Raw genomic sequence first — 22,945 nt, forward strand, 5'->3', positions numbered from 1 at the left:
GCGCCTGGTCGTCGCCGGCAAACCAAAGAAGGTCGCCCTCGTGGCAGCCATGCGCAAGCTCCTGACGGTGCTCAACGCCATCGCCAAGAGTGGCAAGCATTGGGACGATTCGCTTCATTCGGCTTGACTTGCAAGACGGTTGCTCAGAGCTGACACCCTACTTCGCCAGATCGATGTCCGCAAGCTTGCCGGGCATCGTCACCAGCCTCAGCGCCTCGGCGTCGCCGATGGGGCTGCCGCTCGTCAGAAATCGGATCTGGTACCCGCCGATCTTGATCTCATCACCGGCGCTCAGCGCGCAGCCTTCCTGGCGCTGCCCGTTGACATAGGTTCCGTTGTGGCTCTCCAGATCGCGGATCGTCACGGCATCTCCCACGGCCTCGACAACAGCGTGGGCTCTGCTGATCAGCGGGTTGTCGAGAACGAGATCGCAGCTGTCCGCGCGACCGATGACGAACGGCGTGCTCACCATGTTGACCTGCTTGGCGGAGCCGTTCTTCTGCAGGACGATCAGTCTTGGCATTCGTTCGCTGGGGAGCAGGATTTACAGGGCGGAGTGATTGGTCGTGAACATGCAGGAGTCCTGATCGAGATCCTCGATTGAACTCGACTCCATGGAATCCGATGTATTGTCCTGCAGAGCTTCATCGGCACTCTCTCCGATACCGACGGGCGTCACCGGTTTGCCGAAAGGCGCGAGGCCTTGCAATACGCGAAGGGCCGAAGCGCCCTGGATCAAGGCCTGCGAATAGTCCGGCAGGCCCTGGGTCGATGAGTCGATAGGCCTGTATCCGAGACATTCTTCCGAATCCGCTTGAACGGCTTCCATCAGAACCCAATGAAATTCGTTGGGTTCCAGTTCGAGAACAGTCAGAGCGAGATCACGGAGCGCCATAGGGAAACCTCTTATTCAGTCGATAGATGAATTGTTACGTGTCGTAAGTATTCAGCAAAGGCACTTTTGCACGATGCATTCAGCCGCGGTACCAGGCGGTCGTCCAATGCCGCCCGCCCGCGCTGAATGCCCGCTGGCCTAGCCGATTCGGACCGGGACGAAGATCCTGTCGCCGTCGCGCTGGATGAGCAGCGCGACGGACCTGTCCGCCTTGCTGACCACTTCACGCACCTGTTCGACGCTCCGGGCGGGGGTGCCATTGATGGCCAACAGGACATCGCCCGCCTGTACCCCGGCCAACGCCGCAGGGCCCGCGGCGTCCTCGATCAAGAGGCCGCCTTCGACTGCCGCCTGACGTTGCTCCTGCGGCTGCAGGGGGCGCAGGGCAAGGCCCAGCTTGCCGTTGCCGCTGCCCGAGTCGTTCTTCGCGACGGCTGTTGCCTTGTCGCTCGCATCGCCAAGACGGGCACTGATCTCCTGACGCGCGCCCTGGCGCCACACTTCGAGCGTGATCTTCGTACCCGGTTTCTGTTGCCCGATGACGGCAGGCAGATCGCCCGAGGAAATGATCGGCTGGCCATCGACCTTTCGAATCACGTCGCCCGATAGCAAGCCGGCCTGATCGGCAGGACCGCCCTTCTCCACGCTCGACACCAGCGCGCCCTCGGGCTTGTCCAGCTTGAACGAGTCGGCAAAGGTCTGATTCACTTCCTGGACCGCCACGCCAAGCCGTGCGTGAGTGGCCTTGCCCGTTGCGACGATCTGGTCCTTCACCTGCACGGCGACGTCGATCGGAATGGCGAACGAGACACCCTGGTAGCCGCCGCTGCGGGTATAGATCTGCGAATTGATGCCCACCACCTCCCCACGCGTATTGATCAGCGGGCCGCCCGAGTTGCCGGGGTTGATGGCCACGTCGGTCTGGATGAAGGGCACGTAGCCATCGTCTGGCAAGGAACGCCCCTTGGCGCTCACCACGCCCGCGGTGACCGTGTTCTCGAACCCGAACGGCGAGCCGATCGCCAGCACCCATTCGCCCACTTTCAGGTCCTTGGTATTGCCCAGTGCCAAGGTCGGCAGGTTCTTCGCATCGATCTTGAGGACGGCGACGTCGGTCTTCTCGTCGGAGCCCAGGACCTTGGCGCGGTACTCGCGTCGATCGGTCAGCTTGACCGTGACTTCCTTCGCGTCCTTCACGACGTGGGCATTGGTCAGGATGACGCCGTCAGCGCTCACGATGAAGCCCGATCCCTGCCCACGCGTGGGCACCTCGCGTTGCTGCTGCGGGCCGCGCGGGCCCAACTGCCCCTGGAAACGGCGGAAGAACTGGAACATCGGGTCGTCGGGATCCATTCCCGCCGCGCCATCCATCGACGTCTTGGTGACACCGGTCACACTGATGTTCACGACGGCCGCCCCATCGCGGGCGGTGATGGCCGAGAAGTCGGGCAAGGTGATGAGGGGCACGGCGGCCGTGGGCGCCGCTGCCGTCGCGGTCGGCACCGAGGCAATCGCATGGGCGCTGGTGTAAGCCCCCGCGGCGGCGGCTCCGATCACGCCAGCGGCTGCCAGCGAAAGAACGATCGCGCGCGGGGAGGTCAGGCTGGGCTTCATTTCTAATCCTTTCGAGATGTCAACGAGAGTCGATGAAAGGAATGTCGGGCAAGCTGCTTAGGCCTACCTTAAGCGCAAGCAGGCACCAGCAGCCGCGAGCCGGCGGCGGGAAGCTCAGGGTGCGATGGGAAAACGCAGCGTCACGCGCAGGCCGCCAAGGCTCTCCGAGCGGCCCAGGGACACCGTTGCGCCGTGCAGATCGGCAATGGACTTGACGATGGCGAGTCCAAGCCCGCTGCCCGGAGCCTGTGGTTCCCCCGAGCGGTAAAAGCGGTTGATGACGCGCTGGTGCTCCTCGGCGGGAAGCCCGGGGCCGCTGTCCTCGACGCTGAGCTCGATCCCTTCCGGGCGCGCAAGGATCGCGAGGTCGACTCGGCCGCCTTCGGGTGTGTACTTGACCGAGTTGTCGAGCAGGTTGCGCATCAGCATGCGCAGCGCATCGGCCTGACCGATCAACTCCACCGGATCGGCATGGACGATGCCGATGTCGATGCGGCGTGCTTGCGCGGCGGCGATGGCATCCGAAATCGCGAGGCGCGCGACCTCCGGCAGGCTGACCGCCTCCGGCTTCGCGCCCGCTGCCGCGCTCGCCTCGTGTCGAGCCAGTGCCAGCATCTGCTCGACCAGCCGCGTCGAGCGGTCGATACCCGCGGCGAGGCGGCCGATGGCGAGTTCGCGCGTCGCCGCATCGGATGCGCGCTGCAGCGCCTGGACCTGCAGCTTCAGGGCGGATAGCGGCGAGCGAAGTTCATGGGCCGCGTCGGCCACGAAGTTCTTCTGCGCATCGAAGGCCCGCCGTACGCGCTCGAAGAGAAGATTGAGCTCGATCACCAGCGGCCGCACTTCCTCCGGCAGATCTTCCTCACTCACCGGAGACAGGTCGTCGGCCTGTCGCTCCGCGACCTGGCGGCGCACGCGCGCGACCGGCGCGAGCGAACGGCTGACCACCCACCACACCACCAGCATGAGCAAGGGAGCCGCCAGCACGATCGGCCCGACAGTGCGCAACGCCAGCGTGCCCGCCATGGTGCGCCGCGCGGCCATGTCCTGGGCGACCTGGATCACCAGAGCCCCGGTCTGCATCGAAAATACGCGGTAGTTGGTGCCGCGCGCCTTCACATTCGAAAAACCCAGAACGGCGCGTTGCGGCAGCGCGGCCTGGGCTGCGGATTCGAAGATGCGCACGCCGCTGACCGTCCAGATCTGCACGACGAACTCGAAATTCTCCTCGCCGCCGCCGAGCCCGCCCACGGCCGAGCTGGGCGGCAGGCCGGCGCGCAACGAGAGCGCCATCTGCTGCATGTGATAGTCGAAGATCTCGTCGGCTTCCTTGAGTACCGTGCGGTAGGCGACATAGGCCTGCGTGCCCGCGGCGAGCACGATGGCAGCCAACAGGAACCAGAGCAGGCGAGCGCGAAGGGATCTCATTCCTTGGGAACCATGTAGCCGACACCGCGCACGTTGCGGATCAGATCGGCGCCGAGCTTCTTGCGCAGGCCGTGCACGTAGACCTCGACGGCGTTGCTGCTGATCTCGTCCTTCCAGCTGTAGAGCTTCTCCTCGAGCTGTGCGCGCGATAGCACCATGCCGGGCCGCGCAAGCAAGGGTTCGAGCACGGCCCACTCGCGCGCGGACAGCACCACCGGCTGGTCGGCAACGGTGACCTCGCGCGTGACAGGGTTGATGCTGACCCCCATGTGCTCGTACACCGGTTCCGCGCGCCCGGATGCGCGGCGAAGCAAGGCACGGATTCGCGCCAGCAGCTCGTCGAGATCATAGGGCTTGAGCACATAGTCGTCGGCGCCGGCGTCCAGGCCTTCGATGCGCTGCTGCACGGAATCGCGCGCGGTGGCGATCAGCACCGGCATGCGCTGCTTGCGCGCGCGCAGCGAGCGCAGCACCTCCAGCCCATCGCGTCGCGGGACGCCCAGGTCGAGCAGCACCAGGTCGTACTGCTGCGTGCGCAGCGCAAGGTCGGCCGCGTCGCCGTCCTTCACCCAGTCGACCGCATACTGCTCGGCGCGCAGCAGGTCGAGCACGGCCTCGCCGATCATGACGTCGTCTTCAAGCAGCAGCAATCGCATGTTTCAGGGCTCCGGAAAGTACGGTTCGAGATCGTACCGGCGCGGAGGTTCAACCGCGCTCACAAGAGCGCCCTCACCTCGCGCGCCGCCTCGAAGAGCAGCGGCAGCATGTCGCGGCGCAACGTCTCCTCCTGGTGCTGCGTGCCGGAGAGCACCACATTGAGCGCGGCGACGGTGCGGCCCTTCATGTCGCGCAGCGGCACCGCCAATGCCTGCACGCCCAACTCATGCTCCTCGCTCGCGAAGCAGAAGTCGTCCTTGCGGGCCTGCGCGATGCGCCGGCGCAGCTCGCGTGCCTGGGTGAGCGTTTGAGGCGTCAGCCGCGCGAGGCTGCGCCCCTTGAACCATTGCGTCAATTGAGCCGCGCTCATGGCGGCCAGGAGCACGCGGCCGGTCGAGGTCGCATGCGCCGGCAGACGGGCACCGAGGTGAAGCCCGTAGGCCAGCACACGCGTCGGCGCGCCATAGCTGCCGCTGCGCGCGACGATGACCACCTCTTCGCCATCCAGAACCACTGCCGAAAAGGATTCCTGCGTCTGCGCGGCGAGCCGGTTCAGCGTGGGTTGCAGCGCGCGCGGCAGTCGGGACGAGGCCAGATAGCTGCCCGAGAAACGCAATACCTTGGGCGCCATCCAGAAATAGCTGCCGTCGGTTTCGAGGTAGCCGAGGTGGGCGAGCGTGAGCAGGTGGCGCCGCGCCGCGGCCCGCGTGAGCCCGGCGCGTTCCGCGGCCAGCGTCGCGTTGAGCCGCTGGCGCTCGGTATCGAAGCTCTCGAGAACAGCCATCCCCTTGGCGATGCCCTCGATGAAATCGGGTTTGGCGATGGTCATGGGATGATGAAGGTTTGCGCGATCATCGCGCAGCTTATCTCATGATCGCACAGAGGATGCCTCCGCGATGCAGACGGGAATGCCGCATCGGCCTACGCTTGCCGGACCGCAAGAACTGCACTCAGGAGACACGCATGCGTACACAGGTCGCGATCATCGGCGCAGGGCCGGCCGGACTGTTGCTCGGCCAGCTGCTGCACAAGGCCGGCATCGACAACGTCATCATTGAACGCCAGACCGGCGAGTACGTCCTCAGCCGCATCCGGGCCGGCGTGCTGGAGCAGATCACGATGGATCTCCTGGCGCGTGCCGGCGTCGACATGCGCGCCAGGACCGAAGGCTTGCCGCACGAGGGCATCGAGCTGCTCTTCAAGGGCGAGCGGCATCGCATCGACATGTACGGCCTGACCGACGGCAAGCGAGTGACCGTCTATGGTCAGACCGAGGTGACACGTGACCTGATGGAGGCGCGCGAGGCGGAAGGCCTGAAGACGATCTACCATGCGTCCCCCGTCAGCCTGCACGATTTCGACACGACCAGGCCGCGCGTGCGCTATGAAAAGGATGGCGCCACGCACGAGATCGAGTGCGATTTCATCGCTGGTTGCGACGGCTACCACGGGGTCAGCCGCGCCAGCGTGCCGCAAGCCGCGCTGCACACCTACGAGAAGGTCTACCCCTTCGGCTGGCTGGGCGTGCTCGCCGACGTGCCGCCGGTGTCTCACGAGCTGATCTACGCCAACACCTCCCGCGGCTTCGCGCTGTGCAGCATGCGCAGCGCCACGCGCAGCCGCTATTACGTCCAGGTGCCGACCGAGCAGCGCGTCGAGAACTGGAGCGATGAGGCCTTCTGGAGCGAACTCCGCCTGCGCCTGGACCCTGAGGCGCGCGAGCGGCTCGTGACCGGCCCTTCGCTCGAAAAGAGCATTGCCCCGCTGCGCAGCTTCGTGGCCGAGCCGATGAGATTCGGCAGCCTGTTCCTCGCGGGCGACGCGGCCCATATCGTGCCGCCGACGGGTGCCAAGGGATTGAACCTGGCGACAGCGGACGTGGGCTACCTGTCACGCGCGCTGGAACACTTCTACGGCGAGCGCAGCGACTTGGCGCTCAACCGCTATTCGGACCTCTGCCTGCGCCGGGTCTGGAAGGCGGAACGCTTCTCGTGGTGGTTTACCTCGCTGATGCACCGCTTCCCGGATTCCGGCGAATTCGGGCAGAAGATCCAGGAAGCCGAGCTCGACTACCTGGTGCACTCCCGCGCCGCCTCGACCTCGCTGGCAGAGAACTACGTCGGCCTGCCGCTCGAGGACTTCTGAGAAGAGGCAGTCACGCAGCCCTCAAGGCGCGGACTGCATCAGCTGCCAGACGCGCGCCGGCGTCAGCGGCATGTCCAGGTGTGGCGCCCGGTCGCCAAGACCATTGCGCGCGAGCGCATCGGCCACGGCATTCACGATGGCCGGCGTCGCGCCGATGGTGCCCAGTTCGCCCACGCCCTTCACGCCCAGCGGATTGTTCTTGCATGGTGTCGACTCGTCCATCTCCATGCGGAACATCGAAGCGATCGTGTCCGCGCGCGGCGCGGCGTAGTCCATCAGGCTGCCGGTCAGCGGCTGGCCGGTTTCGCTGTCATAGACCACGCGTTCGTACAGCGCCTGACCAATGCCCTGCACCGCCCCGCCCTCGAGCTGGCCACGCACGATCAACGGATTGACCACCCTTCCCACATCGTTGACTGATGCGTAGGCGAGAACGCTCACCTCGCCCGTGGGCGGATCGATCTCGATCTCCGTGATGTGACAGCCATTCGGCCAGGTAGGGCCTGCCACCGTGCTGGTGGAATCGACGAAGATCTGCCGGTCCGGCTGGCGACCCGCGAGCGTGAACAGATCGAGTTGCAGGTCGGTACCCGCCACCTTGAAGACGCCGGCCGCGTATTCGACGTCCGCGGCCGAAACCTCGAGTTCCTGCGCGGCAAGCGCCTTGGCCTTGTCGATGGTGCGCTCGGCACCTATCCGGACGGCCGAGCCGCCGGTGAACAGCGAGCGCGAGCCCGCGCTGCCGAAGCCGTCCCCACGGTCGGTGTCACCCAGCACGACGCGGACCTTGTCGATCGGCACGCCGAAGGCGTCGACGGCGAGCTGCGCCAGGGTGGTCGCGATGCCCTGTCCCATCGCGTTCACGGCGGAAAACACCTCGATGATGCCGTCAGCCTGCACCGATACCGTCACGCGCTCCTCGAACACGTTGCCGCCGGTCCATTCCAGGAAGGTGGCGATACCGAGGCCTCGCATCCTGCCCCGCCGCTTCGACTCGGCCGCGCGGGCGTCAAAGCCTTCCCAGTCAGCCAGCGCGAGCGCCTGGTCCATCACCGATTCGAACTTGCCCGTGTCATAGGTCTGCTTCATCGGGTTCGTGTACGGCATCTGGTCCGGATGGATGAAATTGCGCCGCCGCAGTTCGATGCGGTCGATGCCGGTCTGGCGCGCCGCCTCGTCCATCAGGCGCTCGATCGTATAGATGGCCTCGGGCCGGCCGGCGCCACGATAGGCGCCGGTGGGCGCGGTGTTGGTCAGCACCGCATGAAAATGGAAATCGATGGTCTGGATGTCATAGACGCTGGTCTGCACCCAGGGGCCGATCAGCAACTGGATGGCGACGCCGGTGCCGGTGGCGTAGGCGCCGACATTGGCCAGGGTCTTGATGCGCAGCGCGAGGATCTTGCCTTGAGCATCGAGCGCCATCTCAGCCCGCGCTTCGATGTCGCGGCCGTGCGCGGTGGAGACGAATTCCTCACTGCGATCAGCCACCCACTTCACGGGGCGGCGGACTGCGAGAGCGGCGAAGGCCACCGCGATGTCTTCGGGATAGGCGCCGGTCTTCATGCCGAAGCCGCCACCGACGTCACCGACCACGACGCGCACCCTCTCCTTGGGCAGGCCGATTGCGTCGCACACCGAACCACGCACGCCGGAAGGCATCTGCGTGCTCATGCGGATCGTGATCCGTTCTGACGCGGTGTCGAAATCAGCGAGCACTGTGCGTGGTTCGATCGTCAGGGCGACGACTCGCTGGTTGACCACATCGAGCGCGACCACGTGGGCGGCCTTGGCAAAGGCCGCGCTCGTCGCGTCGACGCTGCCATGGCGCATTTCGGCGGCGATGTTGCCGGTCGCCTCATCCCAGACCAGAGGGGCGCCGTCAACGGTCGCGCCGGCGAGGGTCACCACCATCGGAAGCTCTTCGTAATCCACCATCACCGCCTCGGCGGCATCGCGCGCTTGTCCAGCCGTCTCCGCGACCACGACAGCGACCGGCTCGCCGACGAAGCGGACCCGATCGAGGGCCAGAACGCGCCGGGGAGGCGTCGCGCAATCGGAGCCGTCGGCGCGCTTGAAGGCTGCGGCGCCCGGCATGGGCTTGACGCCGGCCCGGTCCAGATCCGCGCCTGTGATGATCCGCAGCACGCCAGGCATGGCAGCGGCCGACTGGGTGTCGATCGACACGACTCGCGCATGGGGGTACGGGGAACGCACGAAGCTCAGGTAAGTCTGACCCGGTAGCGTGACGTCGTCGGTATATCGCCCGGCACCGGCCAGCAGGCTTTCGTCTTCGAGCCGGCGAACGGCTTGGCCGCTGCCAAAGCGCATGGGGTTCGTTTCAGGTATCACCGCTGTCCTTTTTCGTGAGCGTTTTTCGCGATTGCAGCAACGACTATATGGGCTTCAGGAAGTTTAGGCTTGCGATGGCGCGTGGCTGACCAAAGCCATGTATATATCCACCCATGCAACTGCCTTGGCTTGCCCCCGGTGACCCCTTGCCCGACGCCGCGATGGCGTGGGGCGAATCCGACCCTGTGCCCGGCCTGCTCGCGGCGGGCGGAGGGCTCGACATCTCCAGCCTGTTGCAGGCCTATGGCAATGGCATCTTTCCCTGGTTCAGCGAGGGCCAGCCCATCCTCTGGTGGAGCCCGGACCCGCGCATGGTGCTCGAGGTGAACCGGTTCAGACTTCATCGGTCGCTGCGCAAGACCCTCAATCATTTTCGCTCGGCGCCGGGCTGCGAAATCCGCATCGACCATGCTTTCGAATCAGTCATCGGCGCCTGCTCGCAGACGCCTCGACCCGGCCAGTCGGGCACCTGGATCCTGCCGGAAATGGTGCGCGCCTACATCGCGCTGCACGGTGCCGGCTATGCTCACAGCGTCGAGACCTGGATCGACGGCGAACTCGCGGGTGGCTTGTATTGCGTCGCGATCGGCCGTGCGGTCTTCGGCGAATCGATGTTCACGCGCCGGGCGGACGCCTCCAAGATTGCCCTGGCCGCGCTGGTGTGCTTCTGCCGCCGACACGGCATCGTGATGATCGACTGCCAGCAGAACACGGCTCATCTCGCAAGTTTCGGGGCTCGGGAAGTCCCTCGCGAGCGGTTTCTGTCGCATGTCGCCGACGCGCGCGCCAAGACGGGCCCTGCGTGGCGGTTCGAGCCCGTATACTGGAATGAACTCCTGTCAGCGCGACCCACCTTCACGACGTGACGCACCTCAAGGATCTCCCACTTCACACACTGCAGTTCTACGCGACGGCACCCTACCCGTGCAGCTATCTGCCGGACAGGCAGGCGCGCTCCCAGGTTGCCACGCCGAGCCACCTGATCCACAACGACGCGTACTCGGATCTCGTGTTGAGCGGGTTCAGGCGCAGTGGCATGTTCACCTACCGGCCCTATTGCGACGGCTGCAATGCCTGCATCCCGCTGCGCGTGCTGGTGAACGATTTCCGCCCCAAACGCAGCCAGCGCCGAGCCAAGGCACGTCACGCCAACCTGCAGGCACGCGTGTTGAAACTCTGCTTCGTGCCCGAGCACTACCAGCTGTATCTGCGCTACCAGAACGGCCGGCATTCGGGTGGCGGGATGGATCATGACAGCATCGACCAGTACACCCAGTTCCTGCTCCAGAGCCGGGTCAATTCGCGGCTCGTCGAGTTCCGGGAAACCCAGCCTGACGGCAGCGCCGGCGTGCTCAAGATGGTGTCGATTCTCGATGTCCTGAATGATGGGCTCTCGGCGGTGTATACCTTCTACGAGCCGGAGCCAGGCACAAGCTACGGTAATTACAGTGTGCTCTGGCAGATCGAACAGGCGCGAAAGCTGCAACTCGCCCATGTGTACCTCGGCTACTGGATCGAGGGCAGTTCAAAGATGAACTACAAGGCCCTCTATGAGCCACATGAACTGCTCAAAGACGGGCGCTGGCAAGCGCCGGATGATTTCACCAAGTAAAATGGCGACCGGTCCTTACCGTGTTGCACATGAGAAAACCCCACTCCGACGTTCCTGCCACGCCTGTCATCCAGGTCATTGAGCGAATGTTCTCGCTCATCGACGTGCTGGCGTCCCGGGAGGAAGCGATCTCCCTCAAGGAGATCAGCGAGAAGACGGGGCTGCATCCTTCCACCACACACCGCATCCTGAATGACCTGGCGGTCGGCCGCTTCGTCGACCGCCCGGAAGCTGGCAGCTACAGGCTCGGAATGCGACTCCTGGAATTGGGCAACCTGGTCAAGGGACGGCTCAACGTGCGCGACGCCGCGATGACGCCGATGCGCGAACTTCACAAACTTACGCAGCAGCCGGTCAATCTCAGCATGCGCCAGGGAGACGAGATCGTCTACATCGAGCGTGCCTACAGCGAGCGCTCGGGCATGCAGGTGGTGCGCGCCATTGGAGGGCGGGCGCCGCTGCATCTCACGTCGACCGGCAAGCTGTTCCTGGCAGTCGACGAGCCGCAACGCGTGCGCAGCTACGCCACACGGACCGGCTTGGCCGGACACACCCGCAACAGCATCACGCAACTGCCTGCGCTCGAACGCGAGTTATCCAAGGCGCGGCAGTACGGTATTGCGCGCGACAACGAAGAGTTGGAACTCGGCGTGCGCTGCATGGCCGCCGGCATCTACGACGATCAGGGAAAGCTGATCGCGGGGCTGTCGATTTCGGCCCCAGCGGATCGGCTCGACGACGGCTGGCTGCCGAAACTGCAGGCGACGGCCAATGAAATCTCGAGCGCCCTGGGCTTCAAGACTGGGACGCAGGCTCCCGCCTGAGTTCCAGTCTTCAGGTGCGGCGCCACTCAGGCGCCACGAAAAGCCAAGGGGTCGTTAGCCCGCGACGTGCGCGGCAACGTTCTGAGATGCGGCAGCAGGAGCCGCGGGATTCGTCAAGTGGTTCTGCGTCGCCTCGACCCAGCGCCGCACACGCTCGGCATCGCCGATGCGACTGAGCTTGCCGGCGGAGTCAAGAAACACCATGATCAATTTGCGGCCGGCGATCTTGGTCTGCATCACCAGGCACTGACCCGCCTCGGTGATATAGCCCGTCTTCTGCACGCCGATGTCCCAATCAGGGTTCTTGACCAGACGGTTCGTGGTGTTGAACTGCAAGACGCGGTTACCCACCTCCACTTGATGCTCCGGCGAGGTGGACAGCTCGCGCACTGTGGCATCTGCATAGGCCGCATTGACGAGCAATGCCAAATCCTGCGCGCTCGACTGATTGCGGCTCGACAGGCCGGTCGGCTCCACGTAGCGTGTGTCCTTCATGCCGAGCATCTTGGCCTTGGCGTTCATCATGCTCACAAAGGTGGCCAGGCCGCCGGGATAGGTCCGCCCGAGCGCATGCGCGGCACGGTTCTCGCTCGACATCAATGCGAGGTGGAGAAGCTCGCCGCGAGACAACGTCGTGCCGACGCTCAGGCGGGAGCCGCTGCGCTTTTCGGTGTCGACATCGTCCTGGCTGATGGTGATCAACTCGTCGGAGGGAAGATGGGCTTCGCTCACAAGCAGACCCGTCATGAGCTTGGTCAACGATGCGATGGGAAGCACGGCATGGTCGTTCTTGCTGAACAACACTTCGCGCGTATCCTGGTCAATCACCAAGGCGACGCTGGACTTCAGGTCGAGCGCATCTTCCGTGCTGTGGAGACCGGCCAGTTGTCCATAGGACAGTCGAGCGGGTTCAGCCACGCGCACCACCGAGCGGCGTTGTACGGCCACTACAGTCTTGCCGCCCCTCTTGCGGATCGAGGCCACCACATTGCTGCCGCCGCTCACCACGCGCTCTTCCCTGTCGGCCTTGGCGCTGCGCTTGGAGCTTGTGCTTCGGTGCGCCGCCCTGTGCTTGCTGTCCACGACAACGGTCGCCGCTTTCTTGCTCGCCGGCGTCTTCTTTGCAGCGTTAGCCGCAGGCAGCAAGAACGCCGTCGCGCAGAGAGCGACGGCGACCAGACGAAGGGCGGGAAGAAACCGCTGGCTTGAAACTCGGTGGAAACGGGCTTCGGGCATCTAAAAACTCTCCAGCGGTGACAAAAGGAAACCGCAGTTTATCGAAATCAAAAAAGACACGCAATATCAGTTACTTGCATCCTCTTCTTCATTTCGAAAACAAGGATCCAGCAACAACTAACCTTGTGCCGCCACTCTCTCAGCTTGGCTCTGTAACTTGTTGAGCGCACTCAAATAAGCCTTGGCAGAAGCCACCACGATGTCGGGATCCGCCCCGACGCCGTTGACGACCCGGCCCGCATTCTGTAACCGCACCGTCACTTCTCCCTGGCTTTCCGTCGACCCGCTGATCGCATTCACCGAGTAGAGCACCATCTCGGCGCCACTCCTGACATGAGCCTCGATGGCCTTCAGCGATGCATCGACCGGACCGTTGCCATCGGATTCGCTGGTGACTTCCTTGCCACTCACGGTGAAGACGATTCGAGCCTGCGGCCGCTCGCCTGTTTCGCTGTGCTGCGACAAGGATACAAATCCGAACTGTTCAGCAACGTGTGACATCTCTTCGGCGCTTACAAGCGCAAGGATGTCTTCATCAAATATTTCACTTTTCCGATCGGCCAGTTCCTTGAAGTGTGTGAACGCCGTGTTGATGTCGGCCTCGCTCTCCATGGTCACGCCCAGCTCCTGCAACCTTTGTTTGAAGGCGTTGCGTCCGCTCAGCTTGCCGAGCACGATCTTGTTCGCACTCCAGCCAACGTCTTCGGCACGCATGATTTCGTAAGTGTCGCGCGCCTTGAGCACGCCGTCCTGATGGATGCCCGAGGCATGGGCGAAGGCGTTGGCGCCGACGACCGCCTTGTTGGGTTGCACCACGAAACCGGTGGTCTGGCTGACCATGCGGCTGGCCGCCACGATGTGCTTCGTATCGATTCCGAGATCAAGGCCGAAGTAGTCCTTGCGGGTCTTCACCGCCATCACGATCTCTTCGAGGGAGCAATTCCCGGCGCGTTCGCCTAGACCATTGATGGTGCATTCGACCTGCCGCGCGCCTCCGATCTTGACGCCGGCCAGCGAATTGGCGACCGCCATGCCGAGGTCATTGTGGCAATGGACCGACCAGATCGCCTTGTCGCTGTTCGGGATTCGCTCGCGCAGCGTCTTGATGAAATTGCCGTACAGCTCCGGAACCGCGTAGCCGACGGTATCGGGGACGTTGATCGTGGTCGCGCCCTCCTTGATGACCGCTTCCAGCACGCGGCACAGAAAATCGACGTCGCTGCGGTAGCCGTCTTCCGGACTGAATTCCACATCACCCACCAGGTTGCGCGCGAAACGCACTGCAAGCTTCGCCTGCTCGAATACCTCGTCCGGCGTCATGCGGAGTTTCTTTTCCATGTGCAGGGGCGAGGTGGCAATGAAGGTGTGAATGCGCCCGCTGGCCGCCCCCTTGAGCGCCTCCGCAGCTCGGGAGATATCCCGGTCATTGGCGCGCGATAGCCCACAGATTGTCGAATCCTTGATGGCGTTCGCGATCAGTTTCACAGCCTCGAAATCGCCGTTGGAACTGGCGGGAAAGCCGGCTTCGATGACGTCGACCCGCAGGCGCTCGAGCTGGCGTGCGATGCGCAGCTTCTCGTCCTTGGTCATCGAGGCGCCCGGCGATTGCTCGCCGTCGCGCAAGGTGGTGTCAAAAATGATCAGTTTGTCGGCCATCGTGGATCTCCTTGTCCTTGGTTTGCGGTTGCCCCTGCGCTGACGTTTCGGCTATTGCTTCAGGCGGGCTGAACCACGAATTGTGCGCTGCGCGCGCCCTTCGCCCTGGCCCGCTGCAGACCGGAGACGATGGCCTTGAGCGACGCGGAAATGATGTTGGCGTCCCTGCCGACCCCGAACAGGGTCGTCGTTTCGTCGACCCGAAGTTCGAGGTAGGCCACGGCCTGTGCGTCGGCGCCCGCACCGATCGCATGCTGGTGATAGTCGATCACTCGAATCGAGTGCCCGGTGGCCTCGCCCAACGCATGAATGAACGCATCGATGGGCCCATTGCCGCGCCCTTCGATCTTTCGCATCTCACCTTCCCAGGGCAGATCAGCGCGCAACACCACCGTTGCGCCGGCGCCCTCGCCCTGCTCTTCGAGCACCCGGTGTTGAGGCCCCGCATCGTCATTGATTCGGTATTCGCGCTCGAACAATTGCCAGAGATCAGCCGCCGTGAGTTCCTTGCCGGCGACATCCATCACGCGCTGCACGGCCTGGCTGAATTCCATCTGCAGGCGCCGCGGCAATTCGAGCCCATATTCGCTTTCCAGCAGATAGGCGATGCCGCCCTTGCCCGACTGGCTGTTGACACGGATCACCGCCTCGTAGCTGCGGCCGACATCCTTCGGATCGATCGGCAGGTAGGGCATGTCCCAGATCTCATCATCCTTGCGCGCCGCAAAGGCCTTCTTGATCGCATCCTGGTGCGAGCCGGAAAAAGAGGTGTAGACCAGATCGCCCGCATAGGGATGTCGCGGATGCACAGGCAACTGGTTGCAGTGCTCGACGGTGGCGCGGATTTCGTCGATGTTCGAGAAGTCGAGCCCGGGCGAAACGCCTTGCGTATAGAGATTGAGCGCCACGTTGACGAGGTCGAGGTTGCCGGTGCGCTCGCCGTTGCCGAACAGGCATCCTTCGATACGATCAGCGCCCGCCATCAATGCGAACTCGCCGGCTGCCGTGCCCGTGCCGCGATCGTTGTGCGGGTGCACAGACAGCACGATCGCGTCTCGCCGGTCCAGGTGGCGATGCATCCACTCGATCATGTCAGCGAAGATGTTGGGCGTTGAATGCTCGACCGTCGAAGGCAGGTTGATGATGCACTTGCGCGCGGGCGTGGGCGCCCATACGGCAGTGACCGCATCCACCACGCGCTTGGAGAAGGCGAGGTCCGTGCCGGAGAACATCTCGGGCGAATACTGGAAGCTCCACTGTGTATCCGGCTGCTTGGCCGCGCACGCATTGAACATGCGCGCATGCGTGGTTGCGAGTTCGACGATCTGATCTTCGTCCATGCCGAGCACGACACGCCGCATGATGGGCGCCACGGCGTTGTACAGATGCACGATGGCGCGTGGCACGCCCTGCAGGGCCTCGAAGGTGCGCTCGATGAGATGATCTCGCGCCTGCGTGAGCACCTGGATCGTCACGTCGTCCGGGATACGGTCTTCCTCGATCAGCTTGCGCACGAAGTCGAACTCGACCTGGGAAGCGGATGGAAAGCCGACCTCGATTTCCTTGAAGCCAATCGCCACCAGCGTCTCGAACATGCGCATCTTGCGAGCAATGTCCATGGGCTCCACCAGCGCCTGGTTACCGTCGCGCAGGTCGGTAGACAGCCAGATCGGAGCCCGGTTCAGCACGGCATCGGGCCAGGTGCGGTCCTTGAGGCCGATCGGTGCGAAGGCACGGTACTTGCGGTCGGGTTGCTTCAACATTTGAATTTCTCGCTGTGGTTGGATCAACCAGCAACCCCAAACAAAACGGCCCGTTGCTGGTGCGAACGGGCCGTGGTGAGGGATCTGCGCGTGCGCTACCGTCTCCGCCCGAAGGGGATCAGTAGTAGGGCCAGCGAAATCTTGTTCATGGGAGCGGTGAATGTAGCACAGGGCGCATCACTTGTGCAGGCCACGTTCGTCGGGCTCGTCGGTCGAGATGCTGATGACGCTGACCTGCTGACCCTTGGCCTTGCGCCAGCCATAGACCACGAATCCGCTCAACCCATAGGCGACGAACACCCCGAACAGCACCGTCGGCGGATGGATGTTGATGACGGCGATCCCGAGCGCGATCAGCACGATGACCGCGAACGGCACGCTCTTCTTCATCTGAACGTCCTTGAAGCTGTAGAACGGCGCGTTGGTCACCATCGCAAGGCCCGCATAGAGCGTGAATGCGAACGTGATCCACGTGATCTGATACCAGGAAAGGTAAAGCACCTCGCCGCCACGCTTGCCCCACTCCGTCATGAGCCAGATGAAGCCAGCCACCAGCGCAGCCGCCGCCGGCGAGGGCAGCCCCTGGAACCAGCGCTTGTCGACGACGCCGGTATTGACATTGAAGCGCGCAAGCCGAAGTGCCGCACACGCGCAATAGACGAAGGCGGCGATCCAGCCCCAGCGGCCGAGACCCTTGAGCGACCACTCGTAGGCAATCAACGCGGGCGCGGCGCCGAAGGACACCATGTCGGAGAGCGAATCCATCTGCTCGCCGAACGCGCTTTGCGTGTTGGTCATGCGAGCGACGCGGCCGTCGAGACTGTCGAGGATCATGGCGGCGAACACGCCGAGCGCCGCGAGGTCGAAGCGCGCATTCATGGCCATCACGACCGAATAGAAGCCTCCGAACAACGCCGCCAGGGTGAACAGGTTGGGCAGGATATAGATGCCCTTTCGCCGCTTGCGCGGCGTGACATCGTCAGGGAGCGTGTCGTCATGCATGACAACGGCCTCCGGCGCGCACGGATCGGGCGCAAGCGGCTGTCGGATTCATTGCAGAACTGGGTGTCGATCGCATCGGTCGCAGTGTAGTTCAGGCGCCACGGGCGCCCCATGAAAGAAAAGGGCCACCGGAAGGTGGCCCTGGCAGGTCGGAGCGAGTCCGATCAGTTGCGGGTCTGGTCGACCAGCTTGTTCTTCTTGATCCAGGGCATCATCGCCCGCAGCTTCTCGCCGACGACTTCGATCTGGTGCTCGGAGTTCAGACGGCGGCGGCTGATCAGCGTGGGCGCGCCGGCCGCGTTTTCGAGAACGAAGCTCTTGGCGTATTCGCCGGTCTGGATGTCCTTGAGGACCTGCTTCATGACCTTCTTGGTCTCATCGGTCACGATGCGCGGGCCGGTCACGTACTCGCCGTACTCGGCGTTGTTCGAGATCGAGTAGTTCATGTTGGCGATGCCGCCTTCATAGATCAGGTCGACGATCAGCTTCAGTTCGTGCAGGCATTCGAAATAGGCCATCTCCGGCGCATATCCGGCTTCGACCAGCGTCTCGAAGCCGGCCTTGATCAGCTCGACGGTGCCGCCGCACAGCACGGCCTGTTCCCCGAACAGGTCGGTCTCAGTCTCTTCGCGGAAGTTGGTCTCGATGATGCCGGCCTTGCCGCCGCCATTGGCCGTGGCGTAGGAGAGCGCGAGGTCGCGCGCCTTGCCGCTCTTGTCGGCGTGCACGGCAATCAGATGAGGCACCCCGCCGCCCTGGGCGTAGGTGCTGCGCACGGTGTGGCCAGGAGCCTTGGGAGCGACCATCCACACATCGAGGTCGGCGCGCGGCTGGACGAAGCCGTAGTGCACGTTGAAGCCATGCGCGAACACGAGCGAAGCGCCTTGCTTGATGTTCGGGGCGACGTCGTTCTTGTAGACGTTGGCGATCTGCTCGTCGGGCAGCAGGATCATGACCACATCGGCCGACTTCACGGCGTCGGCGACTTCAGCGACCTTGAGCCCGGCCTTCTCGACTTTGGGCCACGAGGCACCGCCCTTGCGCAGCCCGACGACGACCTTCACGCCACTGTCGTTCAGGTTCTGCGCGTGCGCGTGGCCCTGGCTGCCGTAGCCGATGATGGCGACCGTCTTGCCCTTGATGAGGCTCAGATCGGCGTCCTTGTCGTAATAGACCTTCATGATTACTCCTTCGTTGATTCGGTGGATGTGGAACTGCTGCTTGTTCAAACGCGCAGGATGCGCTCGCCGCGGCCGATGCCGCTGGCTCCGGTGCGAACGGTTTCGAGAATCGCACCTCGGTCGATGGCCTCGAGAAAGGCATCGTTCTTTCCGTGGTCGCCAGTGAGCTCGATCGTGTAGCTCTTGTCGGTCACGTCGATGATGCGGCCGCGGAAGATTTCGGCCATGCGCATCATTTCCTCGCGCTCCTTGCCGACCGCACGCACCTTCACCATCATGAGTTCGCGCTCGGTGTAGGAGCCCTCCGTCAGGTCGACGACCTTGACGACCTCGATCAGGCGGTTCAGGTGCTTGGTGATCTGTTCGATCACATCGTCGGAGCCCGCGGTGACGATGGTCATCCGCGACAGGCTTGCGTCCTCCGTGGGCGCCACGGTCAGCGATTCGATGTTGTAGCCGCGAGCCGAAAACAGGCCCACCACGCGCGAGAGTGCACCGGGCTCGTTTTCGAGCAGCACGGCAATGATGTGTTTCATGTCGATCGGACTCCTCTTTTCGCCGCCCTCCCCCGCGCACGGTAATGCGCGGGCTCGGCGGGCAATAGATTCGTCGAAGTTGGAGAGTCGAAACCCTGGTCCTATGGACCAGGAGCTATGGGGTGGGTGGATTAAAGATCTTCGGAACCCAGAATCATCTCGGTGATGCCATGGCCCGCCTTGACCATCGGGAACACGTTCTCGGTGGGGTCCGTGCGGAAATCCATGAAGACCGTGCGGTCCTTGAGCTTGCGCGCCTCGCGCAGCGCGGGCTCGACGTCCTGTGGCCGTTCGATCAGCATACCGACGTGGCCATAGGCTTCGGCGAGCTTCACGAAATTGGGCAACGCGTCCATGTAACTGTGGCTGTAGCGACCTGAATACTCGATCTCCTGCCACTGCCGCACCATGCCCAGGTAGCGATTGTTGAGCGAGCAGATCTTGATCGGCGTGTTGTATTGCAGGCAGGTGGAAAGCTCCTGGATGCACATCTGCACCGAGCCCTCGCCCGTGATGCAGAAAACCTCCGACTCGGGCTTCGCGAGCTTGACACCCATTGCATAAGGAATGCCCACGCCCATGGTCCCCAGGCCGCCGGAATTGATCCATCGACGCGGCTCATCGAAGCGGTAGTACTGGGCCGCCCACATCTGGTGCTGGCCGACGTCCGACGTGATGTACGTGTCGGTATCCTTGGTCATGTTCCACAGCGTCTCGACGACGTGCTGCGGCTTGATCACATCCTTGTTGCCGCGGTCGTACTTGAGGCAGTCCTTGCTGCGCCATGCTTCGATCGATTCCCACCAGCCGCCGAGGGCTGCCGGGTCTGGCCGGTTGCTGCTTTCCCTGATCATCGAGATCAGTTCGCCCAGCACTTCCTTCACGTCCCCGACGATCGGAATGTCGACCTTCACCCGCTTCGAGATGCTCGAAGGATCGATGTCGATATGGATGATCTTGCGTTCGTTCTGCGCAAAGTGCTTCGGGTTGCCGATCACACGATCATCGAAGCGCGCACCCACGCCCAGCAACACGTCGCAGTTTTGCATCGCGTAGTTGGCCTCGATGGTGCCGTGCATGCCCAGCATGCCGAGAAACTTGCGATCGCTGGCGGGATAGGCGCCCAGGCCCATCAGCGTGTTGGTGACCGGGTAGCCGAGCATATCGACCAGCGTGCGCAGTTCAGCCGTCGCGTTGCTCAGCAGCACGCCGCCACCGGTGTAGATGTAAGGCCGCTTGGCCGTCAGCAGAAGCTGCAGCGCCTTGCGGATTTGCCCGCCGTGGCCCTTGCGCACCGGGTTGTAAGAGCGCATCTCGACCTTGTCGGGATAGCCGCTGTACGGAGTCCTCTTGAACGAAACGTCCTTCGGCACATCCACCACCACGGGGCCTGGACGGCCGGTGCGCGCGATGTGAAAGGCCTTCTTCATGGTCATCGCCAGATCCTTCGGATCCTTGACGAGGAAGTTGTGCTTGACGATCGGGCGCGTGATGCCGACGGTGTCGCATTCCTGGAACGCATCAAGCCCGATTGCCGCCGTCGGCACCTGGCCCGAGATAATCACCATCGGGATGCTGTCCATGTAGGCGGTCGCGATGCCTGTGACCGCATTGGTGAGCCCTGGCCCCGAGGTCACGAGCGCCACGCCGACATCGCCGGTCGCGCGGGCGTATCCGTCGGCAGCATGCACGGCGGCCTGCTCGTGGCGAACCAGCACATGCTGGATGGTGTCCTGCTTGTAGAACGCGTCGTAGATGTAGAGAACCGCGCCACCGGGATAGCCCCAGACGTACTTGACGCCTTCGGCCTGCAGTGCCTTGACCAGCACCTCGGCGCCCATGAGTTCTTGAACCTGAGTGCCCATTCCTGAGGATGCGGCTGCCGCGGAGGAGAGTTCCGCCTTTGAGATTTCCATGATCAACCTTTGCGTTTTTTCGGGAACGAAAAACCTTGGGTGCCCTTTCGCCAGCTCTTGTGAAGCCGCGTCAGAACTTGAGGCCAAAGCCATGGGCGGATGAGTGATACCGCCGGACCTTGACCCGTTTGCCTTTTGACTTGCAGGCCGAATTATGACACCGGAAATACGGCGACTGGCCAGCGCGGCGCCCTGGCTTTCGCTGGCAGGCATAATTCCCGGCGGCAAAAAACCATCCAATGTCCTTGAGACACATCCCCACGCGGCGCCTCTCCTGCGCCGGATTCGCTTGGCCACTGAACAAGAACTTTCCGATTTCCTGAAAAGCGTCGAGCGGCGCGCCTTCAAGCGCTCGGTCTACCATGTGCGGGACGACGAGGCGGCGCTCGACATCGTGCAGGACAGCATGATGAAGCTCGCGGAGCACTATGGCGACAAGCCGGCCAACGAGTTGCCGATGCTCTTCCAGCGCATCCTCTCGAATTGCACGCTCGACTGGTTCAGGCGCCAGAAGACCCGCCGGGCGTTGTTCTCGAACCTCAGCGATTTCGAGACGGTGGACGACGACGGAGATTTCGACCTCCTCGAGCACTTCGCCCTCCCAACGGACACCCGCGAAACCGAGAGCGCCGAGGATACGACGCGCCGCGGCCAGATTTTTCGCGAGATCGAGGAACAAATCGCCGCACTGCCGGGTCGTCAACGTGAGGCCTTTCTGATGCGTTACTGGGAGGAAATGGACGTCGCCGAGACTGCTGCGGCCATGGGCTGCTCCGAAGGGAGCGTCAAAACCCACTGTTCGCGTGCCGTGCATGCTCTGAGCAAAGCACTCAAAGCCAAGGGAATTTCGCTATGAATACAACAATCTCCGCCTCCTCCGCCGCGCTTGAAGAACAATTCGGCCGCAGAGTCGCTAGCCGGCTTTCGGCTGGCAACCTCGATCTGCCGCACGAAATCAGCGAGCGTCTGCGCGTGTCGCGGATGCAGGCCATCGAGCGACGCAGGTTCGTGCGACAGATGCAGGCAGCGCCCGCCATCGTGTCGAGCGGAAGTTCGGCCGCGCTCGGTGCCGGCTGGTGGACGCGCATCGGCTCGGTCGTGCCGCTGGTTGCGCTCGTCGCGGGCCTCGTGGCCATCAGCGTGATGCAGGATGACAGCCGGACCAACGAACTGGCGGAGGTCGATTCGGCCCTGCTGACGGACGACCTGCCCCCGGCCGCCTATACGGACCCCGGCTTTGCCCAGTTCCTGAAAACCAGCGCCGAAGCCGAACACTGATCCCCGGACAACGCATGCCTCAACCTTCCCTCGCCCGTGCGAAGACGCTCAGCCGGTGGCGTGTGCGTTCCTGGGCAGCGGTCGTGTGGGCTGGCACCAGTCTCGTGGTCGCAGCCCTGGGTTTCGCCGGATCGTCAGCCAAGGCTCAACCGGGCGACGCGGTGATGCAGGCCGCACCCGCTCCCGCAAGGCAGACGCTCTCCAAGCCGCTGTGGCGCGACCTCACGGCTCGCCAGCAGCGCGCCTTGCATCCGCTGGCGTCGCATTGGGACAGTTTGAGCGAGCCGCACAAGCGCAAGTGGTTGGCCCTGTCGCGCAACTACGCCAAGATGCCCGCCGCAGACCAGGAGATACTCCATAGCCGCATGACGGAGTGGGCCGCCCTGACCAACCAGCAGCGCGCGCAGGCGCGACTCAATTTCGCGGAGGTCAAGGACGTCCCGATCGACGAGCGAAAGGCCAAATGGGAGGCTTATCAGGCTCTCAGCGAAGAAGAAAAAGGCAGGCTGGCGGCCCGCGCGGCGCCTCGGCCGCACGGCGCCGCGCCAACGATCAGGCCCGTGCCCGCCCAGAAGCTTGCCCCTGTGCCGCCAGTATCGGCGGACGGACAGCACACGGCACGCATTCAGCTCGCGCCATCCTCGCCGGCGCGCCCCTTGCTTTTCGCTCCGGCTCCCGCTGCCGCGCCCATCCCCTCCGGCGGGGCCCCCGTGAGCCCCGAAGCCCAGGTGCCGGCGCTGTCGACGCTTTCGCAGACACCAGCGCCGGCCGAAACGCCGGCGCCTGCGATACCGCCAGTGCGCGTCACTGAGCAACCCTCTTCCGCGCCCTGATTTCGCGCGCCCTGATT

At 63.8% G+C, this 22,945-nt stretch carries 21 protein-coding genes and 1 pseudogene; 8 read left to right on the forward strand and 14 right to left on the reverse strand.

Features of this window, described 5'->3' with window-relative positions; genetic code table 11:
* Nucleotides 1–127 (forward strand): annotated as a pseudogene (locus AC1DNF_RS15515) (IS110 family transposase); the annotation flags it as partial.
* A 30-nt stretch (nucleotides 128–157) separates the two neighbouring features.
* Here the strand turns inward: AC1DNF_RS15515 and AC1DNF_RS15520 are convergent.
* From AC1DNF_RS15520 to AC1DNF_RS15545, 6 genes are all read right to left on the reverse strand, one after another.
* Nucleotides 158–523: an FHA domain-containing protein gene (locus AC1DNF_RS15520; protein WP_478149500.1), complete on the reverse strand. Its 366-nt coding sequence runs from the start codon at nucleotides 521–523 to the stop codon at nucleotides 158–160.
* 21 nt (nucleotides 524–544) lie between these two features.
* The gene (locus AC1DNF_RS15525; protein ID WP_478149501.1) at nucleotides 545–895 is read right to left on the reverse strand and encodes a hypothetical protein; all 351 of its coding nucleotides are present in this window, start codon (nucleotides 893–895) and stop codon (nucleotides 545–547) included.
* Between the two features lie 138 nt (nucleotides 896–1,033).
* Nucleotides 1,034–2,509, reverse strand: a complete 1,476-nt coding sequence (locus AC1DNF_RS15530; protein WP_478149502.1) for a DegQ family serine endoprotease — start codon at nucleotides 2,507–2,509, stop codon at nucleotides 1,034–1,036.
* A gap of 114 nt (nucleotides 2,510–2,623) precedes the next feature.
* A complete protein-coding gene (locus AC1DNF_RS15535) occupies nucleotides 2,624–3,937 on the reverse strand; it encodes an ATP-binding protein (protein ID WP_478149503.1) in 1,314 nt (437 codons plus the stop codon).
* Nucleotides 3,934–4,593: a response regulator gene (locus AC1DNF_RS15540; RefSeq protein WP_478149504.1), complete on the reverse strand. Its 660-nt coding sequence runs from the start codon at nucleotides 4,591–4,593 to the stop codon at nucleotides 3,934–3,936. The genes AC1DNF_RS15535 and AC1DNF_RS15540 overlap by 4 nt, the downstream gene beginning before the upstream one ends.
* Before the next feature lie 59 nt (nucleotides 4,594–4,652).
* A complete protein-coding gene (locus AC1DNF_RS15545; RefSeq protein WP_478149505.1) occupies nucleotides 4,653–5,423 on the reverse strand; it encodes an IclR family transcriptional regulator domain-containing protein in 771 nt (256 codons plus the stop codon).
* Nucleotides 5,424–5,557: 134 nt separating this feature from the next.
* On the opposite strand from AC1DNF_RS15545, the gene pobA reads away from it, so the two are divergent.
* Entirely contained in the window at nucleotides 5,558–6,739 is a 1,182-nt protein-coding gene (gene pobA, locus AC1DNF_RS15550; RefSeq protein ID WP_478149506.1) for a 4-hydroxybenzoate 3-monooxygenase, read from the forward strand.
* 21 nt (nucleotides 6,740–6,760) lie between these two features.
* Here pobA and AC1DNF_RS15555 read toward each other — a convergent pair whose 3' ends face one another.
* Nucleotides 6,761–9,070 carry a xanthine dehydrogenase family protein molybdopterin-binding subunit gene (locus tag AC1DNF_RS15555; RefSeq protein ID WP_478149507.1) on the reverse strand — a complete coding sequence of 770 codons (2,310 nt, stop codon included), beginning with the start codon at nucleotides 9,068–9,070 and terminating at the stop codon, nucleotides 6,761–6,763.
* Nucleotides 9,071–9,204: 134 nt separating this feature from the next.
* Here AC1DNF_RS15555 and aat point away from each other — a divergent pair, with 134 nt between their 5' ends.
* Genes aat through AC1DNF_RS15570 form a run of 3 tightly spaced genes read left to right on the forward strand, consistent with a single transcriptional unit; the run spans nucleotide 9,205 to nucleotide 11,527 of the window.
* Entirely contained in the window at nucleotides 9,205–9,957 is a 753-nt protein-coding gene (gene aat / locus AC1DNF_RS15560) for a leucyl/phenylalanyl-tRNA--protein transferase (RefSeq protein WP_478149508.1), read from the forward strand.
* A complete protein-coding gene (locus AC1DNF_RS15565; RefSeq protein ID WP_478149509.1) occupies nucleotides 9,954–10,703 on the forward strand; it encodes an arginyltransferase in 750 nt (249 codons plus the stop codon). Before aat ends, AC1DNF_RS15565 begins: the two co-directional genes overlap by 4 nt.
* A gap of 29 nt (nucleotides 10,704–10,732) precedes the next feature.
* Entirely contained in the window at nucleotides 10,733–11,527 is a 795-nt protein-coding gene (locus AC1DNF_RS15570; RefSeq protein ID WP_478149510.1) for an IclR family transcriptional regulator, read from the forward strand.
* A 54-nt stretch (nucleotides 11,528–11,581) separates the two neighbouring features.
* On the opposite strand, the gene AC1DNF_RS15575 is transcribed toward AC1DNF_RS15570, so the two are convergent.
* The 7 genes from AC1DNF_RS15575 to AC1DNF_RS15605 form a co-directional block, all read right to left on the reverse strand.
* Nucleotides 11,582–12,763 (reverse strand): serine hydrolase, encoded by a 1,182-nt coding sequence (locus tag AC1DNF_RS15575; protein WP_478149511.1) that lies wholly within the window; start codon nucleotides 12,761–12,763, stop codon nucleotides 11,582–11,584.
* A gap of 117 nt (nucleotides 12,764–12,880) precedes the next feature.
* Nucleotides 12,881–14,419, reverse strand: coding sequence for a 2-isopropylmalate synthase (locus AC1DNF_RS15580; RefSeq protein WP_478149512.1), 1,539 nt, complete (start codon nucleotides 14,417–14,419; stop codon nucleotides 12,881–12,883).
* A gap of 59 nt (nucleotides 14,420–14,478) precedes the next feature.
* On the reverse strand, nucleotides 14,479–16,182 hold the full coding sequence (gene leuA, locus AC1DNF_RS15585) for a 2-isopropylmalate synthase (protein WP_478149513.1): 1,704 nt from the start codon (nucleotides 16,180–16,182) through the stop codon (nucleotides 14,479–14,481).
* Nucleotides 16,183–16,359: 177 nt separating this feature from the next.
* A complete protein-coding gene (pssA, locus tag AC1DNF_RS15590; RefSeq protein ID WP_478149514.1) occupies nucleotides 16,360–17,184 on the reverse strand; it encodes a CDP-diacylglycerol--serine O-phosphatidyltransferase in 825 nt (274 codons plus the stop codon).
* 164 nt (nucleotides 17,185–17,348) lie between these two features.
* Nucleotides 17,349–18,365, reverse strand: coding sequence for a ketol-acid reductoisomerase (gene ilvC / locus AC1DNF_RS15595; protein ID WP_478149515.1), 1,017 nt, complete (start codon nucleotides 18,363–18,365; stop codon nucleotides 17,349–17,351).
* Between the two features lie 44 nt (nucleotides 18,366–18,409).
* On the reverse strand, nucleotides 18,410–18,901 hold the full coding sequence (gene ilvN / locus AC1DNF_RS15600) for an acetolactate synthase small subunit (protein WP_286368027.1): 492 nt from the start codon (nucleotides 18,899–18,901) through the stop codon (nucleotides 18,410–18,412).
* A gap of 131 nt (nucleotides 18,902–19,032) precedes the next feature.
* Nucleotides 19,033–20,817, reverse strand: coding sequence for an acetolactate synthase 3 catalytic subunit (locus AC1DNF_RS15605; protein WP_478149597.1), 1,785 nt, complete (start codon nucleotides 20,815–20,817; stop codon nucleotides 19,033–19,035).
* Between the two features lie 289 nt (nucleotides 20,818–21,106).
* On the opposite strand from AC1DNF_RS15605, the gene AC1DNF_RS15610 reads away from it, so the two are divergent.
* From AC1DNF_RS15610 to AC1DNF_RS15620, 3 genes are read left to right on the forward strand one after another with little or no spacing between them, the layout of a single operon-like run.
* Nucleotides 21,107–21,673: an RNA polymerase sigma factor gene (locus AC1DNF_RS15610; RefSeq protein WP_478149516.1), complete on the forward strand. Its 567-nt coding sequence runs from the start codon at nucleotides 21,107–21,109 to the stop codon at nucleotides 21,671–21,673.
* Nucleotides 21,670–22,095, forward strand: coding sequence for a DUF3619 family protein (locus AC1DNF_RS15615; protein WP_478149517.1), 426 nt, complete (start codon nucleotides 21,670–21,672; stop codon nucleotides 22,093–22,095). Before AC1DNF_RS15610 ends, AC1DNF_RS15615 begins: the two co-directional genes overlap by 4 nt.
* 14 nt (nucleotides 22,096–22,109) lie before the next feature.
* A complete protein-coding gene (locus tag AC1DNF_RS15620; RefSeq protein WP_478149518.1) occupies nucleotides 22,110–22,928 on the forward strand; it encodes a DUF3106 domain-containing protein in 819 nt (272 codons plus the stop codon).
* The last annotated feature ends 17 nt before the right edge of the window (nucleotides 22,929–22,945 follow it).

The organism is Variovorax sp. 01T432 (assembly GCF_056398605.1).

Coding starts and splice junctions, on each gene's coding strand:
- AC1DNF_RS15520 (WP_478149500.1), bottom strand. CDS start 523: ATGCCAAGACTGATCGTCCTGCAGAAGAACGGCTCCGCCAAGCAGGTC.
- AC1DNF_RS15525 (WP_478149501.1), bottom strand. CDS start 895: ATGGCGCTCCGTGATCTCGCTCTGACTGTTCTCGAACTGGAACCCAAC.
- AC1DNF_RS15530 (WP_478149502.1), bottom strand. CDS start 2,509: ATGAAGCCCAGCCTGACCTCCCCGCGCGCGATCGTTCTTTCGCTGGCA.
- AC1DNF_RS15535 (WP_478149503.1), bottom strand. CDS start 3,937: ATGAGATCCCTTCGCGCTCGCCTGCTCTGGTTCCTGTTGGCTGCCATC.
- AC1DNF_RS15540 (WP_478149504.1), bottom strand. CDS start 4,593: ATGCGATTGCTGCTGCTTGAAGACGACGTCATGATCGGCGAGGCCGTG.
- AC1DNF_RS15545 (WP_478149505.1), bottom strand. CDS start 5,423: ATGACCATCGCCAAACCCGATTTCATCGAGGGCATCGCCAAGGGGATG.
- pobA (WP_478149506.1), top strand. CDS start 5,558: ATGCGTACACAGGTCGCGATCATCGGCGCAGGGCCGGCCGGACTGTTG.
- AC1DNF_RS15555 (WP_478149507.1), bottom strand. CDS start 9,070: ATGCGCTTTGGCAGCGGCCAAGCCGTTCGCCGGCTCGAAGACGAAAGC.
- aat (WP_478149508.1), top strand. CDS start 9,205: ATGCAACTGCCTTGGCTTGCCCCCGGTGACCCCTTGCCCGACGCCGCG.
- AC1DNF_RS15570 (WP_478149510.1), top strand. CDS start 10,733: ATGAGAAAACCCCACTCCGACGTTCCTGCCACGCCTGTCATCCAGGTC.
- AC1DNF_RS15575 (WP_478149511.1), bottom strand. CDS start 12,763: ATGCCCGAAGCCCGTTTCCACCGAGTTTCAAGCCAGCGGTTTCTTCCC.
- AC1DNF_RS15580 (WP_478149512.1), bottom strand. CDS start 14,419: ATGGCCGACAAACTGATCATTTTTGACACCACCTTGCGCGACGGCGAG.
- leuA (WP_478149513.1), bottom strand. CDS start 16,182: ATGTTGAAGCAACCCGACCGCAAGTACCGTGCCTTCGCACCGATCGGC.
- pssA (WP_478149514.1), bottom strand. CDS start 17,184: ATGCATGACGACACGCTCCCTGACGATGTCACGCCGCGCAAGCGGCGA.
- ilvC (WP_478149515.1), bottom strand. CDS start 18,365: ATGAAGGTCTATTACGACAAGGACGCCGATCTGAGCCTCATCAAGGGC.
- ilvN (WP_286368027.1), bottom strand. CDS start 18,901: ATGAAACACATCATTGCCGTGCTGCTCGAAAACGAGCCCGGTGCACTC.
- AC1DNF_RS15605 (WP_478149597.1), bottom strand. CDS start 20,817: ATGGAAATCTCAAAGGCGGAACTCTCCTCCGCGGCAGCCGCATCCTCA.
- AC1DNF_RS15615 (WP_478149517.1), top strand. CDS start 21,670: ATGAATACAACAATCTCCGCCTCCTCCGCCGCGCTTGAAGAACAATTC.
- AC1DNF_RS15620 (WP_478149518.1), top strand. CDS start 22,110: ATGCCTCAACCTTCCCTCGCCCGTGCGAAGACGCTCAGCCGGTGGCGT.